The sequence below is a fragment of the Nocardia sp. NPDC059691 genome (assembly GCF_042733915.1).
Lineage (GTDB): Bacteria > Actinomycetota > Actinomycetes > Mycobacteriales > Mycobacteriaceae > Nocardia > Nocardia sichangensis.
The window spans coordinates 262,962-287,978 of record NZ_JBHWFB010000003.1 but is presented as its reverse complement, the minus strand read 5'-3'; the positions used below and the strand labels follow the sequence as shown (position 1 = coordinate 287,978).

Annotated in this window: 23 protein-coding genes; 12 read left to right on the top strand and 11 right to left on the bottom strand. The window is 69.2% G+C overall.

The genetic code is table 11. The annotated features are described in order from the left end of the window. Positions 1–67: 67 nt before the first annotated feature. Positions 68–538, top strand: a complete 471-nt coding sequence (gene nrdR / locus ACFV2O_RS08485; RefSeq protein ID WP_355070293.1) for a transcriptional regulator NrdR — start codon at positions 68–70, stop codon at positions 536–538. A gap of 1 nt (position 539) precedes the next feature. Here nrdR and hrpA read toward each other — a convergent pair whose 3' ends face one another. After that, entirely contained in the window at positions 540–4,640 is a 4,101-nt protein-coding gene (gene hrpA, locus ACFV2O_RS08480) for an ATP-dependent RNA helicase HrpA (RefSeq protein WP_379251214.1), read from the bottom strand. A gap of 217 nt (positions 4,641–4,857) precedes the next feature. Between hrpA and ACFV2O_RS08475 the strand changes: the two genes are divergently transcribed. Further along, positions 4,858–6,087: an aspartate aminotransferase family protein gene (locus ACFV2O_RS08475; RefSeq protein ID WP_379251212.1), complete on the top strand. Its 1,230-nt coding sequence runs from the start codon at positions 4,858–4,860 to the stop codon at positions 6,085–6,087. A gap of 2 nt (positions 6,088–6,089) precedes the next feature. On the opposite strand, the gene ACFV2O_RS08470 is transcribed toward ACFV2O_RS08475, so the two are convergent. After that, positions 6,090–6,593 carry a GNAT family N-acetyltransferase gene (locus ACFV2O_RS08470; RefSeq protein ID WP_356961540.1) on the bottom strand — a complete coding sequence of 168 codons (504 nt, stop codon included), beginning with the start codon at positions 6,591–6,593 and terminating at the stop codon, positions 6,090–6,092. 461 nt (positions 6,594–7,054) lie between these two features. On the opposite strand from ACFV2O_RS08470, the gene ACFV2O_RS08465 reads away from it, so the two are divergent. The 3 genes from ACFV2O_RS08465 to ACFV2O_RS08455 all read left to right on the top strand — a co-directional run bounded on the left by ACFV2O_RS08465 (position 7,055) and on the right by ACFV2O_RS08455 (position 9,191). After that, on the top strand, positions 7,055–7,729 hold the full coding sequence (locus tag ACFV2O_RS08465; protein WP_379251210.1) for a DUF5134 domain-containing protein: 675 nt from the start codon (positions 7,055–7,057) through the stop codon (positions 7,727–7,729). A 63-nt stretch (positions 7,730–7,792) separates the two neighbouring features. Continuing rightward, entirely contained in the window at positions 7,793–8,479 is a 687-nt protein-coding gene (gene sigK, locus ACFV2O_RS08460) for an ECF RNA polymerase sigma factor SigK (RefSeq protein WP_379251208.1), read from the top strand. Beyond that, positions 8,472–9,191: an anti-sigma factor domain-containing protein gene (locus ACFV2O_RS08455; protein WP_379251206.1), complete on the top strand. Its 720-nt coding sequence runs from the start codon at positions 8,472–8,474 to the stop codon at positions 9,189–9,191. The genes sigK and ACFV2O_RS08455 overlap by 8 nt, the downstream gene beginning before the upstream one ends. Positions 9,192–9,197: 6 nt before the next feature. Here the strand turns inward: ACFV2O_RS08455 and ACFV2O_RS08450 are convergent, their stop codons facing one another. The 3 genes from ACFV2O_RS08450 to ACFV2O_RS08440 form a co-directional block, all read right to left on the bottom strand. Continuing rightward, entirely contained in the window at positions 9,198–9,872 is a 675-nt protein-coding gene (locus ACFV2O_RS08450; protein ID WP_379251204.1) for a PhzF family phenazine biosynthesis protein, read from the bottom strand. A gap of 106 nt (positions 9,873–9,978) precedes the next feature. After that, complete coding sequence (locus tag ACFV2O_RS08445) at positions 9,979–10,518, bottom strand: carboxymuconolactone decarboxylase family protein (protein WP_039799200.1); 540 nt, start codon at positions 10,516–10,518, stop codon at positions 9,979–9,981. 101 nt (positions 10,519–10,619) lie between these two features. Further along, positions 10,620–11,207, bottom strand: a complete 588-nt coding sequence (locus ACFV2O_RS08440) for a peroxiredoxin (protein WP_379251202.1) — start codon at positions 11,205–11,207, stop codon at positions 10,620–10,622. 176 nt (positions 11,208–11,383) lie between these two features. Here ACFV2O_RS08440 and ACFV2O_RS08435 point away from each other — a divergent pair, with 176 nt between their 5' ends. From ACFV2O_RS08435 to ACFV2O_RS08415, 5 genes are all read left to right on the top strand, one after another. Beyond that, a complete protein-coding gene (locus tag ACFV2O_RS08435; protein ID WP_379251200.1) occupies positions 11,384–12,292 on the top strand; it encodes a hydrogen peroxide-inducible genes activator in 909 nt (302 codons plus the stop codon). Positions 12,293–12,346: 54 nt separating this feature from the next. Then, positions 12,347–12,841 carry a gamma-glutamylcyclotransferase family protein gene (locus tag ACFV2O_RS08430; protein ID WP_379251198.1) on the top strand — a complete coding sequence of 165 codons (495 nt, stop codon included), beginning with the start codon at positions 12,347–12,349 and terminating at the stop codon, positions 12,839–12,841. 53 nt (positions 12,842–12,894) lie between these two features. Further along, positions 12,895–13,485, top strand: a complete 591-nt coding sequence (locus ACFV2O_RS08425; RefSeq protein WP_379251196.1) for a TetR family transcriptional regulator C-terminal domain-containing protein — start codon at positions 12,895–12,897, stop codon at positions 13,483–13,485. Between the two features lie 76 nt (positions 13,486–13,561). After that, positions 13,562–14,296 (top strand): SDR family NAD(P)-dependent oxidoreductase, encoded by a 735-nt coding sequence (locus ACFV2O_RS08420; RefSeq protein WP_379251194.1) that lies wholly within the window; start codon positions 13,562–13,564, stop codon positions 14,294–14,296. 1 nt (position 14,297) lies between these two features. Continuing rightward, the gene (locus tag ACFV2O_RS08415; protein ID WP_355070321.1) at positions 14,298–14,504 is read left to right on the top strand and encodes a 4-oxalocrotonate tautomerase family protein; all 207 of its coding nucleotides are present in this window, start codon (positions 14,298–14,300) and stop codon (positions 14,502–14,504) included. 106 nt (positions 14,505–14,610) lie between these two features. On the opposite strand, the gene speD is transcribed toward ACFV2O_RS08415, so the two are convergent. From speD to ACFV2O_RS08395, 4 genes are all read right to left on the bottom strand, one after another. Further along, positions 14,611–15,813 (bottom strand): adenosylmethionine decarboxylase, encoded by a 1,203-nt coding sequence (gene speD / locus ACFV2O_RS08410; RefSeq protein WP_379251192.1) that lies wholly within the window; start codon positions 15,811–15,813, stop codon positions 14,611–14,613. Between the two features lie 8 nt (positions 15,814–15,821). Continuing rightward, a complete protein-coding gene (locus ACFV2O_RS08405) occupies positions 15,822–16,937 on the bottom strand; it encodes a type III PLP-dependent enzyme (protein WP_379251190.1) in 1,116 nt (371 codons plus the stop codon). Between the two features lie 163 nt (positions 16,938–17,100). Beyond that, entirely contained in the window at positions 17,101–19,599 is a 2,499-nt protein-coding gene (locus ACFV2O_RS08400; protein ID WP_379251188.1) for a DEAD/DEAH box helicase, read from the bottom strand. A 69-nt stretch (positions 19,600–19,668) separates the two neighbouring features. Continuing rightward, the gene (locus ACFV2O_RS08395) at positions 19,669–20,613 is read right to left on the bottom strand and encodes a PAC2 family protein (RefSeq protein WP_355070327.1); all 945 of its coding nucleotides are present in this window, start codon (positions 20,611–20,613) and stop codon (positions 19,669–19,671) included. A 281-nt stretch (positions 20,614–20,894) separates the two neighbouring features. Here ACFV2O_RS08395 and ACFV2O_RS08390 point away from each other — a divergent pair, with 281 nt between their 5' ends. Together ACFV2O_RS08390 and ACFV2O_RS08385 are read left to right on the top strand one after the other, a co-directional pair. After that, entirely contained in the window at positions 20,895–21,593 is a 699-nt protein-coding gene (locus ACFV2O_RS08390) for a sensor domain-containing protein (protein WP_379251186.1), read from the top strand. 442 nt (positions 21,594–22,035) lie between these two features. Beyond that, positions 22,036–23,109, top strand: a complete 1,074-nt coding sequence (locus ACFV2O_RS08385) for a DUF4192 domain-containing protein (protein WP_379251184.1) — start codon at positions 22,036–22,038, stop codon at positions 23,107–23,109. Between the two features lie 185 nt (positions 23,110–23,294). Here the strand turns inward: ACFV2O_RS08385 and galE are convergent, their stop codons facing one another. Both galE and ACFV2O_RS08375 read right to left on the bottom strand, forming a co-directional pair. Next, positions 23,295–24,275 carry a UDP-glucose 4-epimerase GalE gene (galE, locus tag ACFV2O_RS08380; RefSeq protein ID WP_379251183.1) on the bottom strand — a complete coding sequence of 327 codons (981 nt, stop codon included), beginning with the start codon at positions 24,273–24,275 and terminating at the stop codon, positions 23,295–23,297. Positions 24,276–24,278: 3 nt separating this feature from the next. Next, positions 24,279–24,965 (bottom strand): iron dependent repressor, metal binding and dimerization domain protein, encoded by a 687-nt coding sequence (locus ACFV2O_RS08375; RefSeq protein WP_379251182.1) that lies wholly within the window; start codon positions 24,963–24,965, stop codon positions 24,279–24,281. Positions 24,966–25,017 lie beyond the last annotated feature (52 nt).

Genomic DNA, 25,017 nt, shown 5'->3' with positions numbered 1-25,017 from the left:
CGGACCGATCGCCGCGATCGGTGCCCGGTCCGGACGCGAGCACGCGCATCGACGAAGGATTTCTCGGATGCATTGCCCGTACTGCCGACACCCCGACTCTCGGGTGGTGGATTCGCGCGAGGCCGACGAAGGCGCGGCCATCCGTCGCCGTCGCGCCTGCCCGCAATGTGGGCGGCGGTTCACCACGGTGGAGACGGCCATCCTGTCGGTGGTCAAGCGTAGCGGCGTCACCGAGCCGTTCAGCCGTGAGAAGGTCATCCGGGGTGTGCGCCGGGCCTGCCAAGGCCGTGAGGTCGACGACGACGCGCTGAACCTGCTCGCCCAGCAGGTGGAAGACGCGGTGCGGGCGAAGGGTTCTCCCGAGGTGCCGAGTCACGAGGTGGGCTTGGCCATTCTCGGCCCGCTACGGGATCTGGACGAGGTGGCCTACCTGCGCTTCGCGTCGGTCTACCGATCGTTCACCTCGGCCGACGACTTCGAACGCGAGATCAGGGAGATGCGCCGGGCGCGTGCGGAAGCGTTGTCGGCCGCCGACTGACTCAGCGCCGCACAGCGGCGATCGCCTTCTCGATTCGCTTGGCCGACACCGGAAACGGGGTGCCGAGCTTCTGCGCGAACAGACTGACCCGGAATTCCTCGATCATCCACCAGATTTCGGTGACCGCGGGCGCATGCTTGCGGTTCTCCGGTAGCGACGCGACCAGGCGGTCGTAGGCGGCCAGCGCCCGATCGAGTTCGGCCATGCCCTGCCGATCGCGAACGGCGGAGCCGGGCAGCGCCTCCAGTCGCGCCACCGCGGCCTGGAGATAACGGGGCAGCTCACGCAGTCTCGTCGCGCCCGTCTCGGAGACGAAGCCGCGGAACACCAGGTTGTCGAGCTGATGACGGACGTCATCGGCGATGTCGCGCTCGCTCGTTCGCTCCAGCGCCGCGGAGACCTGGTGTGCGCCGGCGAGGATCGGCACGACCAGGCGCACGAAACGAGCGACGGTAGCGGCGAAGTCGGGCCGGATCCGGGCGACGAGCCCGTCGAACTCGGCCGGGTCGTGCACCGGCCCGCCCGCGGCCGCGAGCAGTTCGTCGGCGGCGGCCGCGCGGCAGTCCTCGAGCAGCGCCTCCAGCGAGCCGTACGGATTCTGACTCAGGGCGAGGCGGTCCGCGGGCGACAGGCCCGCGGTGGCGGAGCGGACCGACGTGGGCAGTGCGTGCAGCAGCAGCGCTCTGGTGCCGAGGCGCATGGCGGCGGCCTGCTCCGCGGGGGAGCTGAGAACCCGGAGCGCCACACCGTCCCCTTCGGCGACGAGCGCGGGATATCCGGTGACGGTCTGGCCCGCCACCTCGCGCCGCACCGTCGGCGCGATGGTGCCCAGCGATTCGGAGGTCCACACCGTGGCCGGAGGGCGTTCCGCGCCCGCGGTGGCCCGGGCGACCGAGGCGGAGACCTGTTCGGCCAGTTGCGTTTTCAGTGCGGCGAGGCTCTTGCCGCGCGCGAGCGTAGCCCCGTCGCCGCCGACGGCCGCGAAGGTCATGCGCAGGTGGTCGGGCAGCGCGGCGATGTCGAAGTCGGTGGGGGCGATCGGCACCGAACCCAGCCGGGAGAGCTCGCGCGCCAGCCCCGCGCGCAGCGGCTCCGCACGCGGGGTGAGCGCCGCCAAGGCGGCGGTCGCGAAATCGGGGGCGGGAACAACACTGCGCCGCAAGGCCTTCGGTAAGGTCTTGATCAGAGCGGCGGCCAGTTCGTCGCGCATGCCCGGCACCAGCCAGTCGAAACCGACGGCGCGAACGTGGGCGAGCTGTTCCACCGGTATACGCACGGTGACGCCGTCGTCCTCGTTGCCCGGTTCGAACTGGTAGGAGAGCGGGAAACTGAGTTCGCCCTGCCGCCAGGAGTCGGGGAACGCCGCCGGGTCCAGCGCGGCCGCGCCCTCGTTGACCACGGTGGAGGTGGAGAAGTCCAGCTGCGCCGGGTCTTCCCGGCGTGCGGCGCGCCACCAGCTGTCGAAGTGTCGCACCGAGACGATGTCGGCGGGCAGGCGCTTGTGGTAGAACTCGAACAGCACCTCGTCGTCGACCAGGATGTCGCGGCGGCGGGCGCGGTGCTCCAGGTCGGCGACATCGTCCAGCAGCGCGCGATTGCGGTGGAAGAACTCGTGCCGGGTCTGCCACTCGCCCTGCACCAGGGCATGGCGGATGAACAACTCGCGTGACAGCTCCGGGTCGATGCGGCCGTAATCCACGGGCCTGCCGGTGACCAGGGGGATGCCGTACAGCGTCACCCGTTCGTAGGCGCGCGCCGCGCCTCGCTTGGCCGACCAGTGTGGTTCGGAGTAGGTGCGCTTGACGAGGTCGCCCGCCAGCCGCTCGGCCCATTCGGGCTCGATCTTCGCGGCCATCCGCCCCCACAGCCGTGAGGTCTCGACCAGTTCGGCGGCCATCACCCAGCGGGGCGGCTTCTTGGCCAGCGAGGAACCGGGGAAGATCATGAACTTGGCGTTGCGGGCGCCGAGGAACTCCCGGGTTTCCGCCTCGCGGACGCCGATGTGCGACAGCATGCCCGCCAGCAGCGCCTGATGGATGGCGGTGGCATCCCAGGGGAGTCCGTCGTCCACGACGGCCGCGGCGGCGGATTTGCCACGTTCGGAGCCTGCGCGTCCGTCGCCACCGCGACCTCTGCGTGACCTGTTGCCGGACTTGCGATCCGGTGCCGCCGCTTCGGCTCGGTCCGGTTTCGCGCCGTCCTCCGCGTTCTCCGCGCGCGTCGACCAGCCGAGGCCCCTGGTGATCGTGCGCAGCTGCCCGTGGAGATCCTGCCACTCCCGGATCCGCAGGTAGTGCAGGAACTCCTCCCGGCACAGACGGCGGAACTGATTGGACGACAACGACTTGCGCTGTCCGCCGAGGTATTCCCACAGGCGCAGGTAGGCCAGGAAATCGGAGCCGTCGACGGTGAACCGCGCGTGCTTGGTGTCGGCGGCCTGCTGCTGATCGGCGGGCCGCTCGCGGACGTCCTGGATCGACAGCGCCGCGACGATGACCAGCACGTCGGCCAGGCACCCGGTGCGCTGCGCCTCCACCAGCATCCGCGCCATCCGGGGATCGACGGGGAGCTGGGCCATCTCACGGCCGATCGGCGTCAGCGACAGTGCGGCGTCGTCGCCACTCGCCCTGGCCCCGCCGTCTCGCCGCGCGAGTGCGCCGAGCTCCTCGAGCAGGGCGACGCCGTCGCGGATGGCGCGGCGGTCCGGCGCCTCCACGAACGGGAAGTTCTCGATGTCACCGAGTCCGAGCGCGGTCATCTGCAGGATCACCGCGGCGAGGTTGGTGCGCAGGATCTCCGGATCGGTGAAGGTGGGCCGGGATTCGAAGTCGTCCTCCGAATACAGGCGGATGCAGATGCCGTCGGCGACGCGACCGCAACGCCCGGATCGCTGCCGCGCCGATGCCTGGGACACCGGTTCGATCGGCAGCCGTTGCACTTTGGTCCGCATGGAATAGCGCGAGATCCGCGCGGTGCCCGGGTCGACGACGTACCGGATCCCTGGCACCGTGAGCGAGGTCTCCGCGACGTTCGTCGCGAGCACCACCCGGCGCCCGGTGTGCGGGGCGAACACGCGGTGCTGCTCGGCGGTGGACAGCCGGGCGTACAGCGGCAGGATCTCGGTGCGCGGCAGCTTCAGATCGCGCAGCGCGTCCGCGGTGTCGCGGATCTCGCGTTCGCCGGAAAGGAACACCAGCACGTCGCCGTCGCCCGCGGCGAACAGTTCGGTCACCGCGTCACCGATGGCGTCCACCGGGTCTCGGTCGACGATGCGGGTATCTTCGTCGTCTTCGTCCTCGGCGGCGCTCGGCAGCTCCAGCGCGAGCGGCCGGTAGCGGATCTCCACCGGGTACGAGCGCCCGGAGACCTCGACGATCGGTGCCGGCGTGCCCTGTTCGTCCGCGAAATGCCGGGCGAACAGCTCGGGATCGATGGTCGCCGAGGTGATGATCACCTTGAGGTCGGGCCTGCGGGGCAGCAGCTGTTTGAGGTAGCCGAGCAGGAAGTCGATGTTGAGACTGCGTTCGTGCGCCTCATCGATGATGATCGTGTCGTAGCGGCGCAGCAGCCGGTCGCGCTGGATCTCCGCGAGCAGGATGCCGTCGGTCATCAACTTGACCAGAGTGTGTTCGGAGGCGTGGTCGGTGAACCGCACCGTGTAGCCGACCACGTCGCCGAGTTCGGTACCCAGCTCCTCGGCGATGCGCTCGGCCACGGTGCGCGCGGCGAGCCTGCGGGGCTGGGTGTGCCCGATGGTGCCGCGGATGCCGCGGCCGAGTTCGAGGCAGATCTTCGGGATCTGGGTGGTCTTGCCGGAGCCGGTCTCGCCCGCGACGATGACCACCTGGTGCTCGGCGATGGCAGCGGCGATGTCCTCGCGGCGGGCGGTGACCGGTAGCTGCTCCGGGTAGCGGATCTCCGGCACCGCGGCGCGCCGCGCTTCGACGCGCAGTTCGGCCGCTGTGATCTCGGTCTCCACCTCGCCCAGGTCGCCGCCGCGCGCTTTGTCGAGCCTGCGCCGCAACCGGTGTTCGTCGCGAAGGGAGAGATTCGCCAGGCGGGTGCGAAGGTCGCGGAGATCGGTGGCGGCTGTCCTGGTCATTGCATCGACCAGCCTAGCGAAATCCGCCAGCGAATTTTTCCACCAGGCGGTGCGTCCGGTAGCCGAGAGTAAGCCAGTGGTGCGCGATCGGCGCGGTGTCCCGCCCGGATATGCGCTGCTCAGCGCCGATGCGCGCGGTGCTTGTGTCCGGTTCGCGTAGCGGCCGCGGTGTTCGGAGGTATGGACCGCGGCCGGGGAACCGGTAAAGGTGGAACACATGAACGCGCTATGGCATGGCTTCGCCGACATGGGCGCCGTCGAGCGGGACGGAGCGTTCGTGGTCGCCCGCGGGGAGGGCGCCTACGTCTTCGACCGGGCGGGCAACCGCTACCTGGACGCCACCGCGGGCCTGTGGTTCGCCAACGTGGGCCACGGGCGCGCCGAGATTGCCGACGCGGTGGCCGCCCAGCTGCGCACGATCGCGCACTACTCCAATTTCGGCGACATCACCGAGCCCGCCACCCAGGAACTCGCCGAGCGGCTCGCCGGGCTCGCGCCGGTTCCCGGGAGCAAGATCTTCTTCACCTCGGGCGGCTCCGATTCCGTCGACACCGCGACCAAGCTCGCCCGCCGCTACTGGCACGAACTAGGGCAGCCGGGCAAGACGATCATGGTCGGGCGGCGGATGGCCTATCACGGCATGCACGTGGGCGGCACCGCGCTCGGTGGCCTACCGGGAAACCGCGAAGGCTATGGCGAGCTGATGCCCGCGGCGCGCACCGTGGAATGGGACGACGCTAAGGCACTGCTCGCCCTCATCGAGGAAGTCGGCGCCGAGCGGATCGCCGCGTTCTTCTGCGAACCCGTCATCGGCGCGGGCGGTGTGTATCCGCCACCGGCGGGTTACCTCGCCGAGGTGCGCCGGATCTGCCGTGACCACGACATCCTGTTCGTCGCCGACGAGGTGGTCACCGGTTTCGGCCGCATCGGCGGAGCGTGGTTCGCCTCGTCCCGGCTCGCGCTCGAACCCGATCTGATGACCACCGCGAAGGGGCTGACCTCCGGATATCTCCCGATGGGCGCGGTATTCGCCGCACCGCGCGTGGCGGAGCCGTTCTTCGCGGGCGGCGTCTGGTGGCGGCACGGCTACACCTACGGCGGCCACGCGGGCGCGGCGGCCGCCGCGTTGGCGAATCTCGACATCGTCGAGCGGGAAGACCTGCTCGCGGCCGCTTTGCGCCTGGAATCCAGCCTGCACGATCAGCTGTCGGTGCTCGCCGAACACCCCAGGGTCGCCGAGGTGCGCAGCGGATTCGGCGCCGTCGCGGCCATCCAGCTCGCCGATCCGGACGAAGGGCCGCGACTGGTCAAGACGTTGCGTGCGCACGGCATCTCCGGTCGCGCCGCGGGCCAAGGAGCCATGCAGGTCTCCCCGGCCTTCGTCATGACCGACGACCAGGTCGCCGAGCTCGTCGAGGGATTCACCCGCGCGTTGAACGATGCTTGACGTCAGAGGTCACGGCTCATGAAGACGCTATGTGGATCAGGGCGGTAGTCACCGAACGGCGGGCAGTGGGCGAAGCCGTGGGCGGCGTAGAGCCGTCGTGCGGGCCGGAAGAAATCATGCGCACCCGTCTCGAGGCTGAGGCGGCGGTAGCCGCGCGCGGTGGCCTCGGCGAGCAGATGACGCAGCAGGGTCGTCGCGATACCGCGGCGTTGGTGCGTCGCGGCGGTGCGCATCGATTTGATCTCGGCGTGGTCGTCGTCGAGGCGCTTCACCGCGGCGCATCCGGCGAGGGCCGCACCATCCCATGCGGTCCAGAACGTGACGTCCGGATGACGCAGCGCCGCCAGGTCCAGCGCGTGCATGCTCTCCGCGGGCGAGTGCGCGGCCATCTCGGCAAGGTGCTCGGTGAGCAGTGCCGCGACCTCCGGGCCGGTGAGGTCGTCGACGACGATGCGCAGACCGTCGCGCTCGATTTCGGTGACGTGTTTGCCGGCCTGGTGGGACATGACTCCATCATGGCGGGTCGCTCGGTTCCACCCGCATCCCGCCGCTGACTCGGCACCTCGCCGAGGCCGCACCCGAGCGTTCCCCGGGCGGCCTCGGATCGAAGAGCGCCGCGCGGAGCCGACCTCCGCGACACGGCGGAGCGCGCCGCGAAGTCGTCGCCGGGACGGCAGGCCGCGCTCAGAACGTAAGTATCTGTCCGACAGCAGCCTTCAACAGCATCGAAGAAGCACCTGTCAGCGCTGTCTTCAGGATAGATCGAAACCACTGTCGTTCGACCGAATCCGCGATGCGGCGCGCACACCGGAACTCGGCCATGAGGGCAGGCGATCGAAATGCCGAGGTGTGGCTTCCCTCAGCGTCATACATGATGTGCGCGATTTGAAAATGACACCCCGAGCGCTCCGGGATGCGAGCATGGAAGGGCGACGACCGTGGTCGCCGTGCTGAGAGGTGGTGGGGTGTGGCGCAGTTCGTGCAGGAGTATGCCGTGTTGCGGTGGATGATGTTGGCGGCGTTCGTGATCGCCGCGGGGATCGTGCTGTCGCGGGTGGCGGCGGCCGCGGCGTCGTCGACCGGGTCGGTCGCGCAGACGCAGCCACCGTCGGACGCCTCGGCCGGGCACTCCGAATCCGATGCGGCCCACCTGGTGATGTGCCTGGTGATGCTCGGCATGCTGGCGTTTCCCTCGGGCGCGAGCCCGCATGCGGTGCGCGGCGTACTGACGGCGATGGCCGTGGTGTTCGCCGGGTTGCTGACGATCCGTGCCGTGGAGCACGCCACCCAGGGGCGGCCATTGCCGATCGACCGGCTGGTACCGCTCGGCTACCACATCGTCGCCGCCGCGGCGATGCTCTACGCGATGTCCGGCCATACGGGTTCCGGCCATGTGGGCGGTCCGTCCACCGGACCGGCGCTCGTTCTCGCCGTCCTGTTCCTGCTCGACGCCCTTCTGGTGACCTTCACCGCCTGTACCGGCCGGACCCGGGCGCACGTGCCGGGGCCGCTGGGGCTGCTGGTGCGTTCCGGCGGCTGCGTCGCCGCCCTCACCGGTCCCGCGAAACCGTGGGCGGCGGTGCCGCATGTGGTGATGGACGCGGGCACCGCATACATGCTCGCGGCCGTGATCATTCGGTGACCGTGACCAATCCGGTTTCCCGCGCATACCGAACCCCTGTGCATGCAGGCACGGGATTCGGCCATGAGCAACGAACACGGTTCTGCTTCACCCCATCGCTCCGGCGGTCCGGCGCGTGCGCGCGAGGAAACCGATGACCCGGCGCTCGCGTGCCCGCTGCCCACCGGCTACGACCGAGCAGGGGCGACCAGCGCGAGCCGTGAGCTCGCGGCGCTGCTCGCCGCCGCAGGCGCGGGCGATCGCGGCGCGTTCACCGAGTTCTATCAGCTGACCAGTCCGCGGGTGTTCGGGCTCGCGGTGCGAGTCCTGCGCAGTCATGCCGCCGCGGAGGAGGTGACCCAGGAGGTCTACCTCCAGGTCTGGTCGATGGCCGATCGCTACGATGCCACGCTGGCCAGTCCGGTCGGCTGGCTCATGATGCTCGCCCATCGCCGGGCGGTGGACCGGGTTCGCGCGGAGAGTTCGGCCACCAGCCGAGACCTCGTCTACGCGCACGGGCAGCTCGGGCGCGCCCACGATGTCGTCGCCGAATCGGTCACCCAGCGCATCGAGGAGCAACAGGTGGCAGGCTGCCTGGGGAGGTTGACCCCCACGCAGCGCGAAGCGATCGTGCTGGCCTATTACGGCGGGTGGACCTACCGGGAGGTCGCCGATCGTCTCTCGGTGCCGCTGCCCACGATCAAGACCCGCATCCGCGACGGGCTGAAACGATTGGAGCAATGTTTGTCCGGGGAAGGCAGCGATGGTTGACACCTCGCCGCGCTCGGAGGCGGACCTCATCGACCTCGCCTACCCCTGCGCGCTGGACGCGGTCGCCGATATCGAACGCAGGCACATCGATGCCCGTCTGGCGGCCGCGGACCCGGAGGTGCGCCAAGCGTTCTCCGACACCGTGTGGCAGGTGCGTGACGTCATGGGGCGGCTGGCCGTGCTCGGTGAGCTCGCGCCGCCGCCGGAGCTGGAACGCCGCATCCTGGCCGCGCTGCCCGACGAGCGCGCCGAGCGGTCGAGCACGCGGATCGCGTCGTGGCGGCGCTCGCTGCGCTGGGTGGCGCCGATCGCGGCCGTCTTGTGCCTGGTGATCGGTGGCAGCGTGGTGACCGCGCAGCTCCTCGGCTCCCACTCGGACCCGGCCGCCGCCGATCGGGTGCACATGCGGACGGTGAACGGATCGTTCGCCGGGGGTGGGCTGCTCGTCGTCGACGCCTCACCCGAACTCGGACGCGCGGTCGTCGTCTTCGATCGGGTCGCTCCGCCGCCGTTGGGCCGGGTGTATCAGGTGTGGCTGGTCGGTTCCGACGGGCGACCACGCTCGGCGGGATTGCTGAGCGACGTGCCGTCGACCGAGCGGCCGTTCGTCACCGGTTTCCGGTCCGGCGAAGTGCTGGCGGTGAGCGTCGAACCGGACGGCGGTTCGGACGCACCGAGCGGCGATCCGATCGTGGGCGTGACCCTGCCCTGAGCGGCGTCAGATCTCCACCGGCTGGTCCGCGGCGACTCGGCCGCCCAGATGCACCCAGCCGTCGGAGTCCCACCGGGTGAACAATTGCGAGCCTTTGCCCTGGGTGATGACCAGTCCCTTGCGCAGCAGCGCCGTCAACGCCACGGCCGCGGCTCCGGTCGCCTCGTCCTCGGTGATGCCCATGGTCGGCGCGAACATGCGCGATCGCAGGGCGGCGCGATGCTCGTCGGTCCACGCCCACAGGTAGTGCGGACCGCCGGGGAACTCCTCCGGCCGCAAGGTGGCCAGCTCCTCGGCGTCCTCCAGTTGATGGAAGGTGAACGCGGGCGCCCACTCGCCGCGAGCGGTGATCCAAGTCAATCCCTCGGTGAGCTCCACGGCCACCGGGCCCGCGGGGACGTCCAGTGTCCGCACCGGAAGGCCCTGCGACGCGAACCACCACGCAGTCCCCACCGAGGGGTGCCCGGCGAACGGAAGTTCCATCGTGGGGGTGTAGATCCGCACCGCGGCGGTGCCGTCCACCGGCTCCTCGACGACCACGGTCTCGCTGTATCCGGCCTTGGCGGCCAGCGCCTGCCGATCGGCCGCGGCCACGTCGGCCGCCCGTGCGATACCCAACTCGTTGCCGAAGCGTCCGGCGGCGTCGGTGAACACTCGCACCACATCGACCTGTGTGCTCATGCTCGCCGAGCCTACTCGGATGCCGCGGGCGCGAGCTGTCACGCAGACCACAATGGAACGCGAAAGAGGCCCCCGTCGCAGGACAGGGGCCTCTTTCCCAGCGAAATCAGATCGCGGCCGCGGTGAGGGCCTCGGTCGACTGCACCGCCTGGCCGACACCGGCCACGATCGCGGCGGCGCGCAGCGATTCGAAGATCACCTCGCGAGATACGCCCGCTTCGCGCAACGTGTGCTCGTGCGCCTCGAGGCAGTGCGCGCAACCGTTGATCGACGAGACCGCGAACGACCACAGCTCGAAGTCGGCCTTGTCGACGCCCGGCGTGCCGATGATCTGCATGCGCAGCCCGGCCCGCAAGTCGTCGTAGCGACCGCCGAGGAACGCCTTGCCCCGGTAGAACACGTTGTTCATGCCCATGATCGAGGCGGCGCCGAGCGCGGCGTTGTACGCCTCCGCCGACAGCACGTCGGCGGCTTCCTCGGCGATCTCGCGCAGCGTGGTCGTCGACCGGGTGGCGGCCGCCGACGCGAGCAGGGTGCCCCACAACTGCTGTTCGTTCAGCACCGTGGTGCGCGCGATGGATGACAGATTGAGCTTGAGGTCCTTGGCGTACTCGGGAAGGGAGTTCTTCAGGTTCTCAATGCTCATGCGGCGATTCCTCTACTCGAAGCGATCCCGTGCGGGACCAGGTCGGTTCTCGATGGTGTGGGGTTGGGACGTACCAGGAAGTCCGGATGCGACCGCGGTTTTCAGACGCTGGCGGACAGGAGTTCGACCGCGTCGATGGTGGGGTCGCCCTTCTTCCAGTTGCAGGCGCACAGCTCGTCGGACTGCAGGGCGTCGAGCACGCGCAGCACCTCGTCGACGTTGCGGCCGACCGAACCCGCGGTCACGGAGACGAACTGGACCTCGTTGTTCGGGTCGACGATGAAGGTGGCGCGGTCGGCGACGCCGTCGGCGTTGAGCACACCGGTGGCCGCGGCCAGTTCCCGCTTGAGGTCCGAGAGCATGGGGAAGGGGAGGGTCTTGAGGTCCTCGTGCTGAGCGCGCCACTGGAAGTGCACGAACTCGTTGTCCACCGAGGCGCCGAGCACCACGGCGTCCCGGTCCTCGAATTCGTCGTTGAGCTTGCCGAACGCGGCGATCTCCGTCGGGCACACGAAGGTGAAGTCCTTCGGCCAGAAGAAGACGATCCGCCACTTGCCCGCGTGGTCGTCGCTGGTGATCCGGGTGAAGTAGTCGTCGGGCTGCTGAGCGTCGACCTTCGACAGGTCACCGCCGATGACCGCGGTGAGGTTGTATGCCGGGAATTGGTCGCCGATGGTCAGCAGGGCCATGCTCGTCTCCTCGTCATTTGATTGCCAACTGTGTTCTGCGGTATTGCCGAACCGTTGCCGTGAAAGCCGTCCACCGACTCGAATTCAGCACTCACACCGCGGGTGAAAGCTCATGGGCGATCTTGCCCAAGGGGCGGTAAAAGGTAAAGGTGATCAGTCGCACTACACTGATAGGGGTGACTGATCAGACTTATCAGCCCACCCTGTCACAGCTGCGTGCGTTCGTGGCGATCGCGGAATACCGCCATTTCGGCACCGCGGCTGCCCGTCTCGGTGTGAGTCAGCCCACGCTATCGCAGGCGCTCGCCGCCCTGGAACACGGGCTCGGGCTCCAGTTGATCGAACGCAGCACCCGGCGCGTGCTGGTCACCGCCGCCGGGATGCGGTTGCTGCCAAAGGCGATGGCGACGCTGGAGGCCGCGGACCGTTTCGTCGCGTCGGCGACCGGTGACGGGCTCGGCGGCACGCTGCGGATGGGCATCATCCCGACGGTCGCCCCCTATGTGCTGCCCGGGTTGCTGCCGGAATTGCGCAAGCGGCTGCCCGAACTGCGCCCGCAGATCATCGAGGACCAGACCGCCCGGCTGCTGGACGGGCTGCGCACCGGCGTGCTGGACGTCGCGCTGCTCGCGGTCCCCACCGAGATGCCGGGCCTGGTCGAGATTCCGCTGTACTCCGAGGAATTCGTGCTGGTCACGCCGCGCGGCCACGAACTGGCCGGGCGTGGCGACCTGGCGGCGTCGGTGCTGGACGCCCAGCCGCTGCTGCTGCTGGACGAGGGGCACTGCCTGCGCGATCAGACCTTGGAGGCGTGCCGCTCGGCCGATGTGCATCCCGCCGCCGTCGGCGACACCAGGGCCGCGTCCCTGTCCACCGTGGTCCAGTGCGTGGCGGGCGGGCTCGGTGTCACGCTGATCCCGCAGATGGCGGTCGCGGCGGAGACCGCGCGCGGCACGTTGGACGTGGCGCACTTCTCCGCTCCCGCACCCGGCCGCACCATCGGCCTGGTTTTTCGCACGTCCAGCGCCCGCGCCGACGATTACGAATACCTGGCCGCCATCGTCCGTGCTCAGCGGCCGATGTAGCTGCGTCGCACGCGCCGGCCGGGCACAGTGGAGGCCGGTGAGAGGAGAGGCGAGTTGGCATCGGCGGCGCTGGGAGAGGGGCGGCTCGGCCGCCTGTCCGGATCCGACCATGCGTTGTTCGTCTACGGCACCCTGCAATTCCCCGAGGTGTTGACGACGCTGCTCGGGCGAGTGCCATCGCTCGAACCGGCCGAGCTGGCCGGGTGGCGCGCCGCCGCGCTGCCGCGGCGGTTGTATCCGGGGCTGGTCGCCGCGGCGCACGGGCGCGCCCGCGGCGCCGTGCTGACCGGTCTCAGCGCGACGGAGTGGAGGATTCTCGACGCGTTCGAGGACGACGAGTACGACCTGCGCCAAGTGCGCCTCGAGGGCCGGAACGCTCCGGTGTGGACCTACGTCTGGACGGTGGCGGCGGACTCGGCGGACTGGGAACGGGACCGGTTCGCCGCCGAGCATCTCGCGCGTTTCGCCGTCCGGTCCGCGCGGTGGCGGCAGGACCCCGCGAGCTTCTCGGGCTCGGCCGGGCCCGGGTGGTCGGATCCCTCGGCGTGAGGCCGTGCGTGTAGCTGTTGCAATTCCAAGACGACCGGTCGTATATTCAGCGCATGGCACGACCGCGACGCAGCCAGGACACCCGGCGTCTTCTCGTCGAAGAGGGCGCCGCGGGGTTTCTGACCAACGGTTACCACGGCACGGGGATCAAACAGATCCTGGACAAGGTCGGTGTGCCGAAGGGCTCGTTCTACAACTACTTCGACAGCAAGGAGAGCTTCGGTCGCGCGATCATCGAGCACCATTCGGTCTGCGTACAGCGCAATCTGACCGAGGCGTTCGGCGCGGAGCCGGACCCGGTGAGCGGCTTGCGGGCGTTCTTCGGACGGCTGATGGACGATTTCGTCGCGGCGGATTTCACCGGCGGGTGCCTCATCGCGAATCTCGGGGGCGAGCTGGAAGGCAGTGAGTTGTTGCGGGAATCGCTGTCGGTGGCTTGGCGCGCGTGGCGCGATCGCGTCGCCGAGCAACTCGCGCAGGCGCAGCGCCTCGGCATGATCCGCGCCGACATCGAGGCGGTCGAACTGGCCGATCTCCTGCTCGAATCCTGGGAAGGGGCGGTCATCAGGATGAAGATGGAGCGCACCCTCGCGCCGCTGCACAAGTGCCTCGATCGCCTGCTGGGCGATTACTTCCTGCCCTGATTCCAGGGGCAGCGCCTGTCCGTCGTCTTCGGCTACCCGTTCCGAGACGACCGGTCGTATATAAGAAAGGATCACCATGGTGAAGACCGTCATCGTGACCGGTTCCTCGAGCGGAATCGGTCGCGATATCGCACGGGCGTTCGTGGAACGCGGCGACAACGTCGTGCTCAACGGCCGAGACGCGGAAAAGCTGACCCGGGTGGCCGCCGAAATCGGTGCGCCGGAGCGGGTGGCTACGGTGCCGGGCGATATCGGCGCCGCCACGACCGCGGCGACCCTGGTGCGCGTCGCGGTGGAGCGATTCGGTGGCGTGGACGTGCTGGTCAACAACGCGGGCATCTTCGGAGCCAAGCCGTTTGTCGAGGTGACCGAGCAAGACCTGGACGTCTATCTGAACGGCAACCTCAAAGGCACCTACTTCACGACGCAGGCCGTGGTGCGGCAGTTCCTGACGCAAGCCAGGGGCGGCAGCATCGTGAACATCGGCACCGTGCTGATCGATCACGCCCTCGCCGGGTTGCCCGCCACCGCGGCTTTGGTCAGCAAGGGCGGCATACACGCGTTGACCACCAGCCTCGCCGCCGAACTCGCCGCCGAGGGCATCCGGGTCAACGCTGTCGCCCCCGGCATCATTCGCACACCGCTGTTCGGCGACGGCGACGAGCCTGCTTCGGGCAGACTCGCGCTGTTGAACCGCATCGGCGAAGTCGCCGAAACGACGGCCGCGGTCTTGTATCTCGCCGACGCGGCCTTCACCACCGGACACATCCTCCCCGTCGACGGCGGGTTCATCTCTGGAAGGGCGGCCTGAAATGCCTTATGTGAACATCAAAGTCACCGACGAAGGCGTGACCCGCGAGCAGAAGGCGCGGCTGATCAAGGGTGTCACCGATCTGCTGCAGGACGTGCTCGGCAAATCGCCCGCGAGCACCTATGTCGTGATCGACGAGGTCGCGCTGTCGAACTGGGGCGTCGGCGGAGTCGACGTCGAGCAGTGGCGCGCGCAGCAGCGCTCCTGAACCAACCGGGACCAGCCGCCCGTCGACCCGGCGCGGCTCTGATCGGACACGAAACGCCGAATGCGCCGGCTCCGGATCCGGAACCGGCGCATTCGAGCGCCGTTGCCTAGACCCGCAGGGCGTGCGGTTCGATCGCGCCGCGCTCCAGCGCCCTGGCGTCGATGGTCTCGGGCTTGTAGGGCAGCAGCGCCAGGCGATCGGTCATCCCGCCGACCGGGTCGTCGATCTCCTCGGCCAGGCCGAACAGGAACGACCACTCGTGTTCGTCGCTGCCGTAGTGCACCACGGTGCCGAACTGCTCGTGGAAACGCTGCCAGGACCGCTTCAGGGTCTCGTTGCGCCACATCGTCGCGCAGCCCGCTTGGGCGCACAGCACACCGCCGGGCGCGAGCAGCGCACGACATCGGGACAGGAACTCCGCCTCGTAGAGGCGGTTGTGCTGCGCGTCCTCGACGCGCTCGTCCGGCAGGTCGATCACGATGACGTCGTACCGGGTGCCCGCCCGCTCGGCCTCGGCCAGAAAATCCCAGCCATCGGCGTAATGGACCTTGATCGGCCCCTCACCCTTGACCGCGGCGGCCAGTTCATCCCTGGTGTAGCCGTAGGGCAGGTGCTCGGCGCACAGCTCGACCTCGAGCTGGTCGATGTCGACGTGGTCGACCAGAGTGGCGCCCGCGGCGACCGACATCTGGCTGGCGACGCCTTCCCCGGAGCCGATGATCAGCACCTTGTCCAGCTTCTCGGCCAGCACGAAGGCGGGGACCATCATCGCCTCGTGGTAGGTGACCTGGGAGAACTCGGTGGACTGGCGGTCGTCGTCGGAGAACAGGCTGATGCCCTGCTCGGTCCGCGCGATGATCATGTGCTGGAACGGGGTGTGGGTGTCGACGATCACGTCGTGCAGGTCCCAGATGCGGGTCAGGCCCGCGCCCACCGGCTCCTCGATCCGCTGACTGCCGTGTCCCCTGCGGATGACCTGCATCCGAACATCCTTGGGCGCCAACGCGTCCCGCAGTAGCTCGACCGCCTTCGACGCGCCCGCGCCGATGCTGCCGCAAGTGAAGACGTCGACGAAGATGTCGCCGGACTCCGGATAGGTGTGAATCGAGGCGTGGGACTCCGACAACAGCGCGAGGACGGTCACCCCCTGCGGTTCGAACTTCTTGTGTACGACATCGCAGATGGTGACGCCCGCCGCGATCAGAGACTCACGCAACGCCGATTCGAGTCGTTCGAGATCGTCGCAGAGGGCTGCGTCGACACCACCGAACTCGGCCAGCACATGCCAACCGGTGAATTCCGCCGTCATGGGCAAACTCACTCTCGCTCAGCGCCCGAGACATGAACGGTCAAGGGCGGAAAACCATTGAAGGACACCGACGAATAGCTCGCGGTATAGGCACCGGTGTCGAGGATTCGAACGCGATCACCGGCTCGCAACGTGGTCGGTAGGAGGACTCGCGTGCGTTGATACAGTACATCGTCGCCGTCGCAGGTCGGACCGGCCACCACCGCCTCGTCGACGGGGTCGCCGTCGCGATCGGTGACGAACCGGTAGGCGATGTACTCGTTCTCGGTCTCGGCCATGCCGTTGTAGCGACCGATGTCGAGATACACCCAGCGCCGACCGTCCGGCGCGGTGCGGACGCCGACGACCTCGGCGTGAATCGTGCCCGCCGAACCGACCAGTGCCCGGCCCGGTTCGACGACCAATCCGGTATTCCCGGAAAGGAATTCGGCCGCCGCGTGGTTCACCACCGCGGCGATCTCGCCCAGCGCGGGCGCCGGGTCGGCGTAGGAGATCGGCAGCCCGCCGCCGATGTTCACCGAGCCGACCGCGATATCCTTGTCGGCCAATGCCTCGGCGATCCGGCCCGCCTGCTCGATGCCGATCCGCCACGCGGTGGGATCCAGTTGCTGAGAGCCGACGTGGAAGTAGGGTCCGGCGACGACCAGCCCGAGATCCCTGGCCCGGACCAGCAGCCGGAACGCCTCGCCGGGGCTGCAGCCGAACTTCGTGCCGAACGGGGTGCGCGACTCCGGCGCCGAGGCGAGGAAGCGGCACTCCACCTCGGAGCCGGGCGCGTGCTCGGCGATGCGCAGCAGATCGTCCTCGGTGTCGAAGGCGAAGCGGCGCACCCCGAGGGCGTAGGCGCGGGCGATGTGCGCGGCCTTCTTGATCGGGTTGCCGTAGCACAGCCGCTCCGGAGCCACACCGAGCCCGAGGCAGAGGTCGATCTCGCCGATGCTGGCTACGTCGAATTCCGCGCCTTCCTCGTCCAGCAGGCGCACGATCTCCGGCACCGGGCTCGCCTTCACGGCGAAACGGATCCTCGTCGCGGCGCCCGTGCCCGCGGACAGGGCGGCGTCGAGCGCGCGGTAATTCCGGCGGACACGCTCGGGATGGATGACAAGGTACGGCGATTCGGGCATAGTTGATCTTTCGCTTCGGCAGCGGGGGAGAGAGTATCAGCGGCCCCTACCCAGTAACGAATCCGTCCAAACCTGGATTCGCCCCATGGTGGCGCAACCCTGTCATCAGGCCGCGACGGAGCTGCTGACCTGCGGGAACAGGTGGCCGGTAGGCGATGCGGGCTCAGCCGGCGGACACGGTGACGTCGTCGAAGACGACCTCGCCCGCGGCGTCGGACTCGGCCAGATCGACCACCGCGTCGATCGACCAGCCGTGGTCGCCCGCCGGGTCCTCCAGCACCTGCCGCACATGCCAGAATCCGGGTCTTCGTTCCACTTGGAACAGTTGCGGTCCCCTGGCGTCGGGTCCGGTGCCGATGCGCTCGTATTCCGCGTAGTAGTCCGCGAGTGCCTCGGCCCAGTCCGGGCCGGGACCGAGTGCCGCCAGCTCGTCCCAGCGTCGCAGCGCGGCCAGTTCGACCCGGCGGAACATCGCGTTGCGGACCATCACCCGGAACGCGCGTTCGTTGGCGGAGATCGGGCGCACGGTTTCGGCGCCGAACGCGATCTGGTCGGCGTCGGTCTCCGCGCCCGGGTTGGTCAGTTGCTCCCATTCGTCGAGCAGGCTCGAATCGACTTGCCGCACAAGCTCTCCGAGCCACTCGGTGATGTCGTCGAGTTCTTCGGTGCGCGCCGACTCCGGCACGGTGCGCCGCAGCGCGCGATAGGCGTCGGCGAGGTAGCGCAGCACCACGCCCTCGGATCGGGCCAGCTCGTAGAAGGAGATCAGTTCGGCGAAGGTCATGGCGCGCTCGATCATGTCGCGCACCACCGACTTCGGCGCCGGCGCGAACTCCGACACCCACGGGTGTCCGGCGCGGTAGGTCTCGAAGGCCGGCTCGATCAGTTCGGCCAGCGGCTTGGGCCAGGTCACCTCTTCGAGCAGTTCCATCCGCTCGTCGTAGTCGATGCCGTCGGCCTTCATCTCCGCGATGGCCTCGCCGCGCGCCTTGTGCTGCTGGGCCATGAGCAACTGGCGCGGATCCTCCAACGTGGATTCGATGAGCGACACCACGTCGAGGGTATAACTCGGGGACTGTTTGTCCAGCAACTCCAGCGCGGCCAGCGCGAACGGCGACAGCGGCTGGTCGAGGGCGAAGTCACGCTGCAGGTCGACGGTCAGGCGGGCGCGGCGGCCCTGCGCGTCGGGTTCGGGCAGTTGCTGCACCACCCCGGCGTCGCGCAGCGCCCGATACAGCCGGATGGCGCGCAGAATGTGCCTGCGCTGGGCGGGTCGCGGCTCGTGGTTGTCTTCGAGCAGATGGCGCATGGCGGTGAAGCAGTTGCCCGGCCTGGCGATCACATTCAGCAGCATGGCGTTGGTGACCGTGAAACGCGACACCATCGGCTCCGGCTGCGCGGCGACCAAGCGGTCGAAGGTCTCCTCACTCCAGGAGACGAAGCCCTCCGGCGGTTTGCGCCGCTGCACCTTGCGCTGCTTTTTGGGATCGTCGCCCGCCTTGGCCAGCAGCCGAGTGTTCTCCACCTCGTGCTCCGGAGCCTGCACGACGACGGTGCCCATGGTGTCGTAACCCGCCCGGCCCGCGCGGCCCGCGATCTGGTGGAACTCCCGCGCCTTGAGCCTGCGTGTGCGCACGCCGTCGAATTTGGTCAGCCCGGTGAGCAGCACCGTGCGGATGGGCACGTTGATGCCGACGCCGAGGGTGTCGGTGCCGCAGACCACCTTCAGCAGGCCGTCCTGGGCCAGGCGCTCCACCAGTCGCCGGTACTTCGGCAGCATGCCCGCGTGATGTACGCCGATGCCGTGCCGGATCAGCCGCGACAGCGTCTTGCCGAATCCGGCGGCGAACCGGAATTCGCCCAGCGCGTCGGCGATCGCGTCCTTCTCGGCGCGCGTCGCGAAATTCACACTCGTCAGCGCCTGCGCACGTTCGAGCGCGGCGGCCTGCGTGAAGTGCACGACGTACACCGGAGCCTGGTGGGTGGTGACCAGCTCTTCGAGCGTCTCGGTGATCGGGGTGCGGGCATAGGAGAAGCTCAGCGGCACGGGGCGCTCGGTGCCCGCGACGATCGCGGTGGAGCGGCCGGTCCGGCGCTCCAGGTCACGGGCGAAAAAATCGACCTCCCCGAGGGTGGCCGACATGAGCAGGAACTGGGCGCGGGGAAGTTCCAGCAGCGGGACCTGCCAGGCCCACCCCCGATCGGGGTCGGCGTAGAAGTGGAATTCGTCCATCACCACTTGGCCGACGGCGGCGTCCGCGCCTTCGCGCAGCGCCAGATTGGCCAGGATCTCCGCGGTCGCGCAGATGATCGGCGCGTCCGGATTCACCGCGGCGTCGCCGGTGACCATGCCGACGCGTTCGGCGCCGAATACCTCGCACAGGGCGAAGAATTTCTCGCTCACCAGCGCCTTGATCGGAGCGGTGTAATACGTGCGCAGGCCCTGGGTGAGGGCGAACATATGCGCGCCGACCGCGACGAGTGACTTCCCGGAACCGGTTGGGGTGGCGAGGATGACGTTGGATCCGGATGCCAGCTCGAGCAGCGCCTCGTCCTGCGCGGGGTAGAGCGGGGTGCCCTGCTCGGCGGCCCAGATGCCGAACGACTCGTAGAGCGCGTCGGCGTCGGTCCCCGGGATGTCGAGCAGTTCGGTCAGATCCACTCCGACAACCCTACGGCCTCGCCCGTGAGCACGTTTGCAGGGGCGATCGGGACCAGGCGGCCGGGCGGATCAGTCCTGTTCGCCCTCGTCGTCGCCGGTGTAACGGCCTTGCTCGGCGAGAAATCGCTCGAATTCGGCGCCCAACTCGTCGCCGCTGGGCAACTCGCCGTCACCGACCAGCAGGCTCGACTGGCGTTCCTGCGCGGTGACGAAGCTGTCGTACTGCCGCTCCAGCGCGTGCACGACGGTCTCCACCTCGGCATTGCCCGCGATGTGCTCGTTGACCTGTTCGCGTACCCGGGCGGCGGCCTCGCCGAGCGCGGCCAGCGGGAACTCCAGGCCCGCGTTGTCGGCGACGTTCTCCAGCAGCGTCTGCGCGGCCTCCGGGTAGGCGGTCTGTGCCAGGTAGTGCGGCACGTGGACCGAGAAGCCGACCGACTCGTGACCGTGCTGCGCCATGCGGAATTCCAGCAGCGACGACGCGCTGCCAGGAACCTGCAGCTCGCCCGGCCACCGCTGGTGCTCGGAGATCAGGTCGCGGTTGGAGGAGTGCGCGGTCACGCCCAGCGGGCGAGTGTGCGGAATCGCCATCGGGATGGCGCTCAGGCCGATGCTGCGCCGCACGCCCAGCTGGTCGGCGAGCAGCCGCACCGCGGTGGTGAACTTCTCCCAGCGTAGGTCCGGCTCCAGACCCGCGAGCAACAGGAACGGGGTCCCCGCGGTGTCGCGCAATGCCCAGAGGTTGAGTTCCGGCTCGGCGTAATCGGAGAAATGATCGGTCTTGAACGTCATGAGCGGGCGCCGCGACCGGTAGTCCAGCAGCTCGTCCACGTCGAACGAGGCGACCAGTTCGCTTTCGAGGCTTTCGCGCAGGTGCGTGGTCGCCAACCGCACCGCGTGCCCGGCGTCGGTGAAGCCTTCCAGTCCGTGCACCAGGACCGGGCCCGCGCCGTCGGCGGACGACAGCTGCGGAGCGGGGAACTCCAGTTCGTACATTCGCGACTCGTAGTCCATCGCGTACTCCTTCCTGCGCGGCTCCTGCGGCCCGGACGCGTGCCTCACGCGCCAGTGTGGTTGCCTGCCCGATCGTTCGCCACTCCTGGTGGTGCGGAGACGAGCAGTCGTCCGAACCGGGGACCACTGTCCATTGTCCCCCATGCCGTGGCGGTCGCCGCGCACGGCCGGACACCGACCCGTACTCCGAGCCAACAGCATCGGTGGGCCGCGCATTCCCGGCCCGGCGGCGTGGCATCGCCGACCGGACACGAGGAGTTTGGCACAGTGGGGATGTGACCGTGGCGGATTCGAGGCGCATGCGGCTGGGCCGGGTGGCGCCCGTCGTCTGCGCGGTGCTGCTCGCAGGATGCGGGTCGACGGTACCGGGGCGCCCGGTCTCGTCGGCGCCGACCGCGGTGACCCGGCACGTCAGCGCGGAACTGCCGACATTGCTACCGGATCCGAGCCAGTTTCCACCGCCGTACGCGGCGGTGGTGCTGCCCCAGGACGCCGTGGCTCAGGCGGCGGGCGACCTGGACGGCATGGGCCGCGGTGCGAACGTCCAGCCCAGCCGGTGCGTGCCGCCGAATCAGGACTTCGGGCCCGATCGCACCGCGATGGCGGTCGGCACGGACGACGCGACCCGCGCGACGCTGACCGTCGAATTGACCCGCAGCGGCGAGCCGCTGGCCGCCCTGCGCGCCCGGCTGGAGCAGTGCCGATCGGTGCGGGTCAACCGAGCGGGCGCCGCCACCACCGTGACGTCCGAGTTGGACTCGCCGCCGCCGATCGACGCCGACGACACCCTCTCGCTGCGGAGGACAGTTCGGCCGGAGTCGGGAGGCGCCCGGCTGACCCAAACCATGCGCACGCACGTCGCGCAAGTGGGGGACGTGCGAATCTCGGTGACCTACATGTCGTTCGCCGAGGGCGAACCGGATACCCCCGCGCTGGATGCGCTGTTCGCCACGGCGGTGCGCAAAGTGCGCGGGAGGTAGCGCGGGCGGCACGGTAGCAGGCGCCTCCGACACGAATCGCGATACCGCCGTCGTGTCGGCCGAGTCGTGCACAGCGCGAAGCGGATTCCCCAGGGCGGCGGAATCGCCAGGTCGGCGTCGAAGACCGGAGTCCACCGAGCCGCATGGTCGAAGCATGACCACTTCCGCGAACCCGTTTCGAGCCCCCGAACCGGTCGATGCCGGACATGCAGGCATGGACGACGAATCACGGCCGGATTCCGGCCGCAACCATCCATCGAGGTGCGGCGCTCGCTCCGACACCGCGCCACGCGCCGTTCCCGCAGCGATCGCCGCGCCGCACTCGCATTCGCGCGCGGCGGAGGACGGAACAGACGCGTGGACTCCCGGTGGTCGATCTCGGCACGCTCGATGCGGCGAAGATCCTCCGCAGTTCCATGGTGCTCCGGAACATGTTGTGTGCGTGGATGATCCGGCGGAGTTGATTGCCGCGGTGCCCGCGATGCTCGGATTCACCCCGGAACGGTCGGTGGTCGTGCTCGTCCTGCGGCACGGGACGCCCGGCGGTGCGACGGTCGACGCGGTGGTGCGCTTCGACCTGGATTCGCCCGGTGGCCGCAGCGTGCGGGGTGCGACGCTGGCTGCCGCGGTCGCGCGGATCTGCGCGCACGACCAGGCGGCCGAGGTCATGGCCGTCGTCGTCGACGAACGCGCCGTGGAGCCGAGCGCCGACCGGTCGAGATGCGCGGCCGGACGATTCGACGCGCTGGTCGGCTCGCTCGGCAGGCGGCTGGCAGCGTGTGACATCTCGCTGGCCGGAGTGTGGGCCGTGCCTGCGATCGCCGCCGGGCAGCGGTGGTGGACCTTGACGGGACCACGGCGGCGCGGAGTGCTCCGTGATCCTGCGGCCTCTCTGGTGACGCTGACCCACGTGCTGGAAGGCAGGCCGATCCGCGGTTCCCGTTCCGAACTCACCGGTCTGGTCGCGCCCGATCCGCTCGCATGTGCCGAGATGGCGGCGCACCTGCCGGACGCGCTCGCGCGTGCGGGCGAACGCTACGCCCGGGCCGCGCGTCGCGGCGATCCGATCGGATACAGCAGGCAAGCGCTGGACCATGTGCTGTGGCAGATCGCCAACACCGCCTCGGGCGCGGCGCTGATGGCGCCCGAACTCGCGAAGATCACCGCGGCCCTGCGCGATCGGGCGGTGCGGGACACGATGTTCGCACTGGCCGTTGGCGACCACGCCGCCGCGGCGGAGGCGGTGTGGATCGCGCTGACCCGCGCGCTGACCGGCGCGGATCGTGCCGAGGCCGCCGCACTGCTCGGCTACAGCGCCTACGTCCGTGGTGACGGACCACTGGCGGGCATCGCGCTGGAAGCCGCGCTGGAGGCGGATCCGGGGCATCCGATGGCGATGCTGCTCGACACCTCGCTGCGCCTGGGCATGCGCCCGGAACAGTTGCGTCGCCTCGCGCGCAGCGGCTACCGGACCGCCGCTGGTCTCGGTGTCGACCTGGGGGAACCGGCGCCGTGAAGCCGGATATGCGGATCGGTGACAACGAGTTCGCGATGCTGCCCGCGCCGGATCACCGTGACGATTCGGCGGAACACCGTGCTTCGTCCGTGCAGGTGTCGTCGCGGCGAAGTCGGCTCCGGGCCAGTTGCGTCGGCGCCGCGGCCCGAGTCGGTGCGGGGTCGACTCGGACCGCAGGTGGCGGATTATCGCGCGCTGTGCGCGCGGGAGCCGAGCGATCGCAGGAAAGCCCAAGCGTCGGTGACGATTTCGTCGAGATCGTTGTGCTCGGGACGCCAGCCCAGCTCGGTGATGGCGCGTTCGCTGGACGCGATGAGCGTCGCCGGGTCGCCGGGACGACGGGGCGCGTCCTGCGCGGCGATCGGCAGGCCGGTGACGCGCTCGCAGGCCGAGATCACCTCGCGAACGGAGAATCCGGTGCCACTGCCGAGGTTGTAGATCCGGTGGGTGCCCGGCTCGGCGGTCGTCAAGGCCAGCAGATGGGCCTGAGCGAGGTCGCGGATGTGGATGTAGTCGCGGACCGCGGTCCCGTCGGGGGTGGGCCAATCGGTGCCGAAGACCGAGATCGCCTTGCGGTGCCCGGCCGCGACTTGCAGGACCAGCGGGATGAGATGCGTTTCCACCACTCGGTTCTCGCCCAGTCCGCCATAGGCGCCTGCGACGTTGAAGTACCGCAGGCTGGTCGCCGCCAGCCCGTGCGCGATCGCGTAGGAGGTGATGGCATGGTCGATGGCCAGCTTCGACGCGCCGTACGGATTGGTCGGGCGGGTCGGGGCATCCTCGGTGATCGGCACCCGCTCCGGTTCCCCGTAGACCGCGGCGGTGGAGGAGAAGACCAGACGCGGCGTTCCCGTGCGCCGCATCGCCTCCAGCAGCTCGAACGTCTTCACGACGTTGCCGTGCCAGTACTTCTCCGGCTGCTGCACCGACTCGCCGACCAGCGACTGGGCCGCGAAATGCAGAACAGCGTCGAAGGGTTCGGCGGCCAGCAGCTCCGGCGCGGCGACCGCCACGTCACCCTGGACGAACCGGGCGGCGGAGGGCACGCCCTCGGCATTGCCGGTGGACAGATCATCGACCACGATCACCTCGTGGCCGGCTTCCAGCAGAACTTGGGCGCAGACGCCGCCGACGTAACCCGCGCCACCCGTGACGAGAAGTCTCACGTGTCAGGCCAGCTTCACCTGGACGGCGTGCGCCATCTCGTCGGGCAGTTCGAAGCCGTCGTGGCCCGGCACGGTGATGATCACCGAACCCTGCCTCGTCTCCACCGTGACGCGGGCGTCGGGCACCACGCCCGCCTCCCGCAGTCGGCCGATGACTTCGGGGTCGGTCTGGATGTGCTCGGCGAGCCTGCGCACGACGACGGCGTGCTGCTGGCCGTTCGGCAGATCCGACAGGCGCAGCAGCGTCTCGTCGGCGGCGACGGGCGGAATGATGCCCAGTTCGTCCAGGCCGGGAATGGGGTTGCCGTACGGGGAGGTGGTGGGGTGGTTGAGCACCTCGACCAAACGGCGCTCGACGTCCTCGCTCATCACGTGCTCCCAGCGACAGGCCTCCGCGTGCACGTTCTGCCAGTCCAGGCCGATGATGTCGACCAGCAGCCGTTCGGCCAGCCGGTGCTTGCGCATGACCGCGACGGCCATGCTGCGCCCCTTCTCGGTCAATTCCAGATGACGGTCTCCGGCGACCAGCAGCAAACCGTCCCGTTCCATGCGCGCGACGGTCTGGCTCACGGTGGGACCACTCTGTTCGAGGCGCTCGGCGATCCGGGCGCGCAGGGGCACCACGCCCTCCTCCTCGAGGTCGTAGATGGTACGGAGATACATCTCCGTGGTGTCGACCAGATCCTTCACCTGTTACCCCTTCGTCGGCACGAATTCTACCCACGCACGACGGCACCCCCGT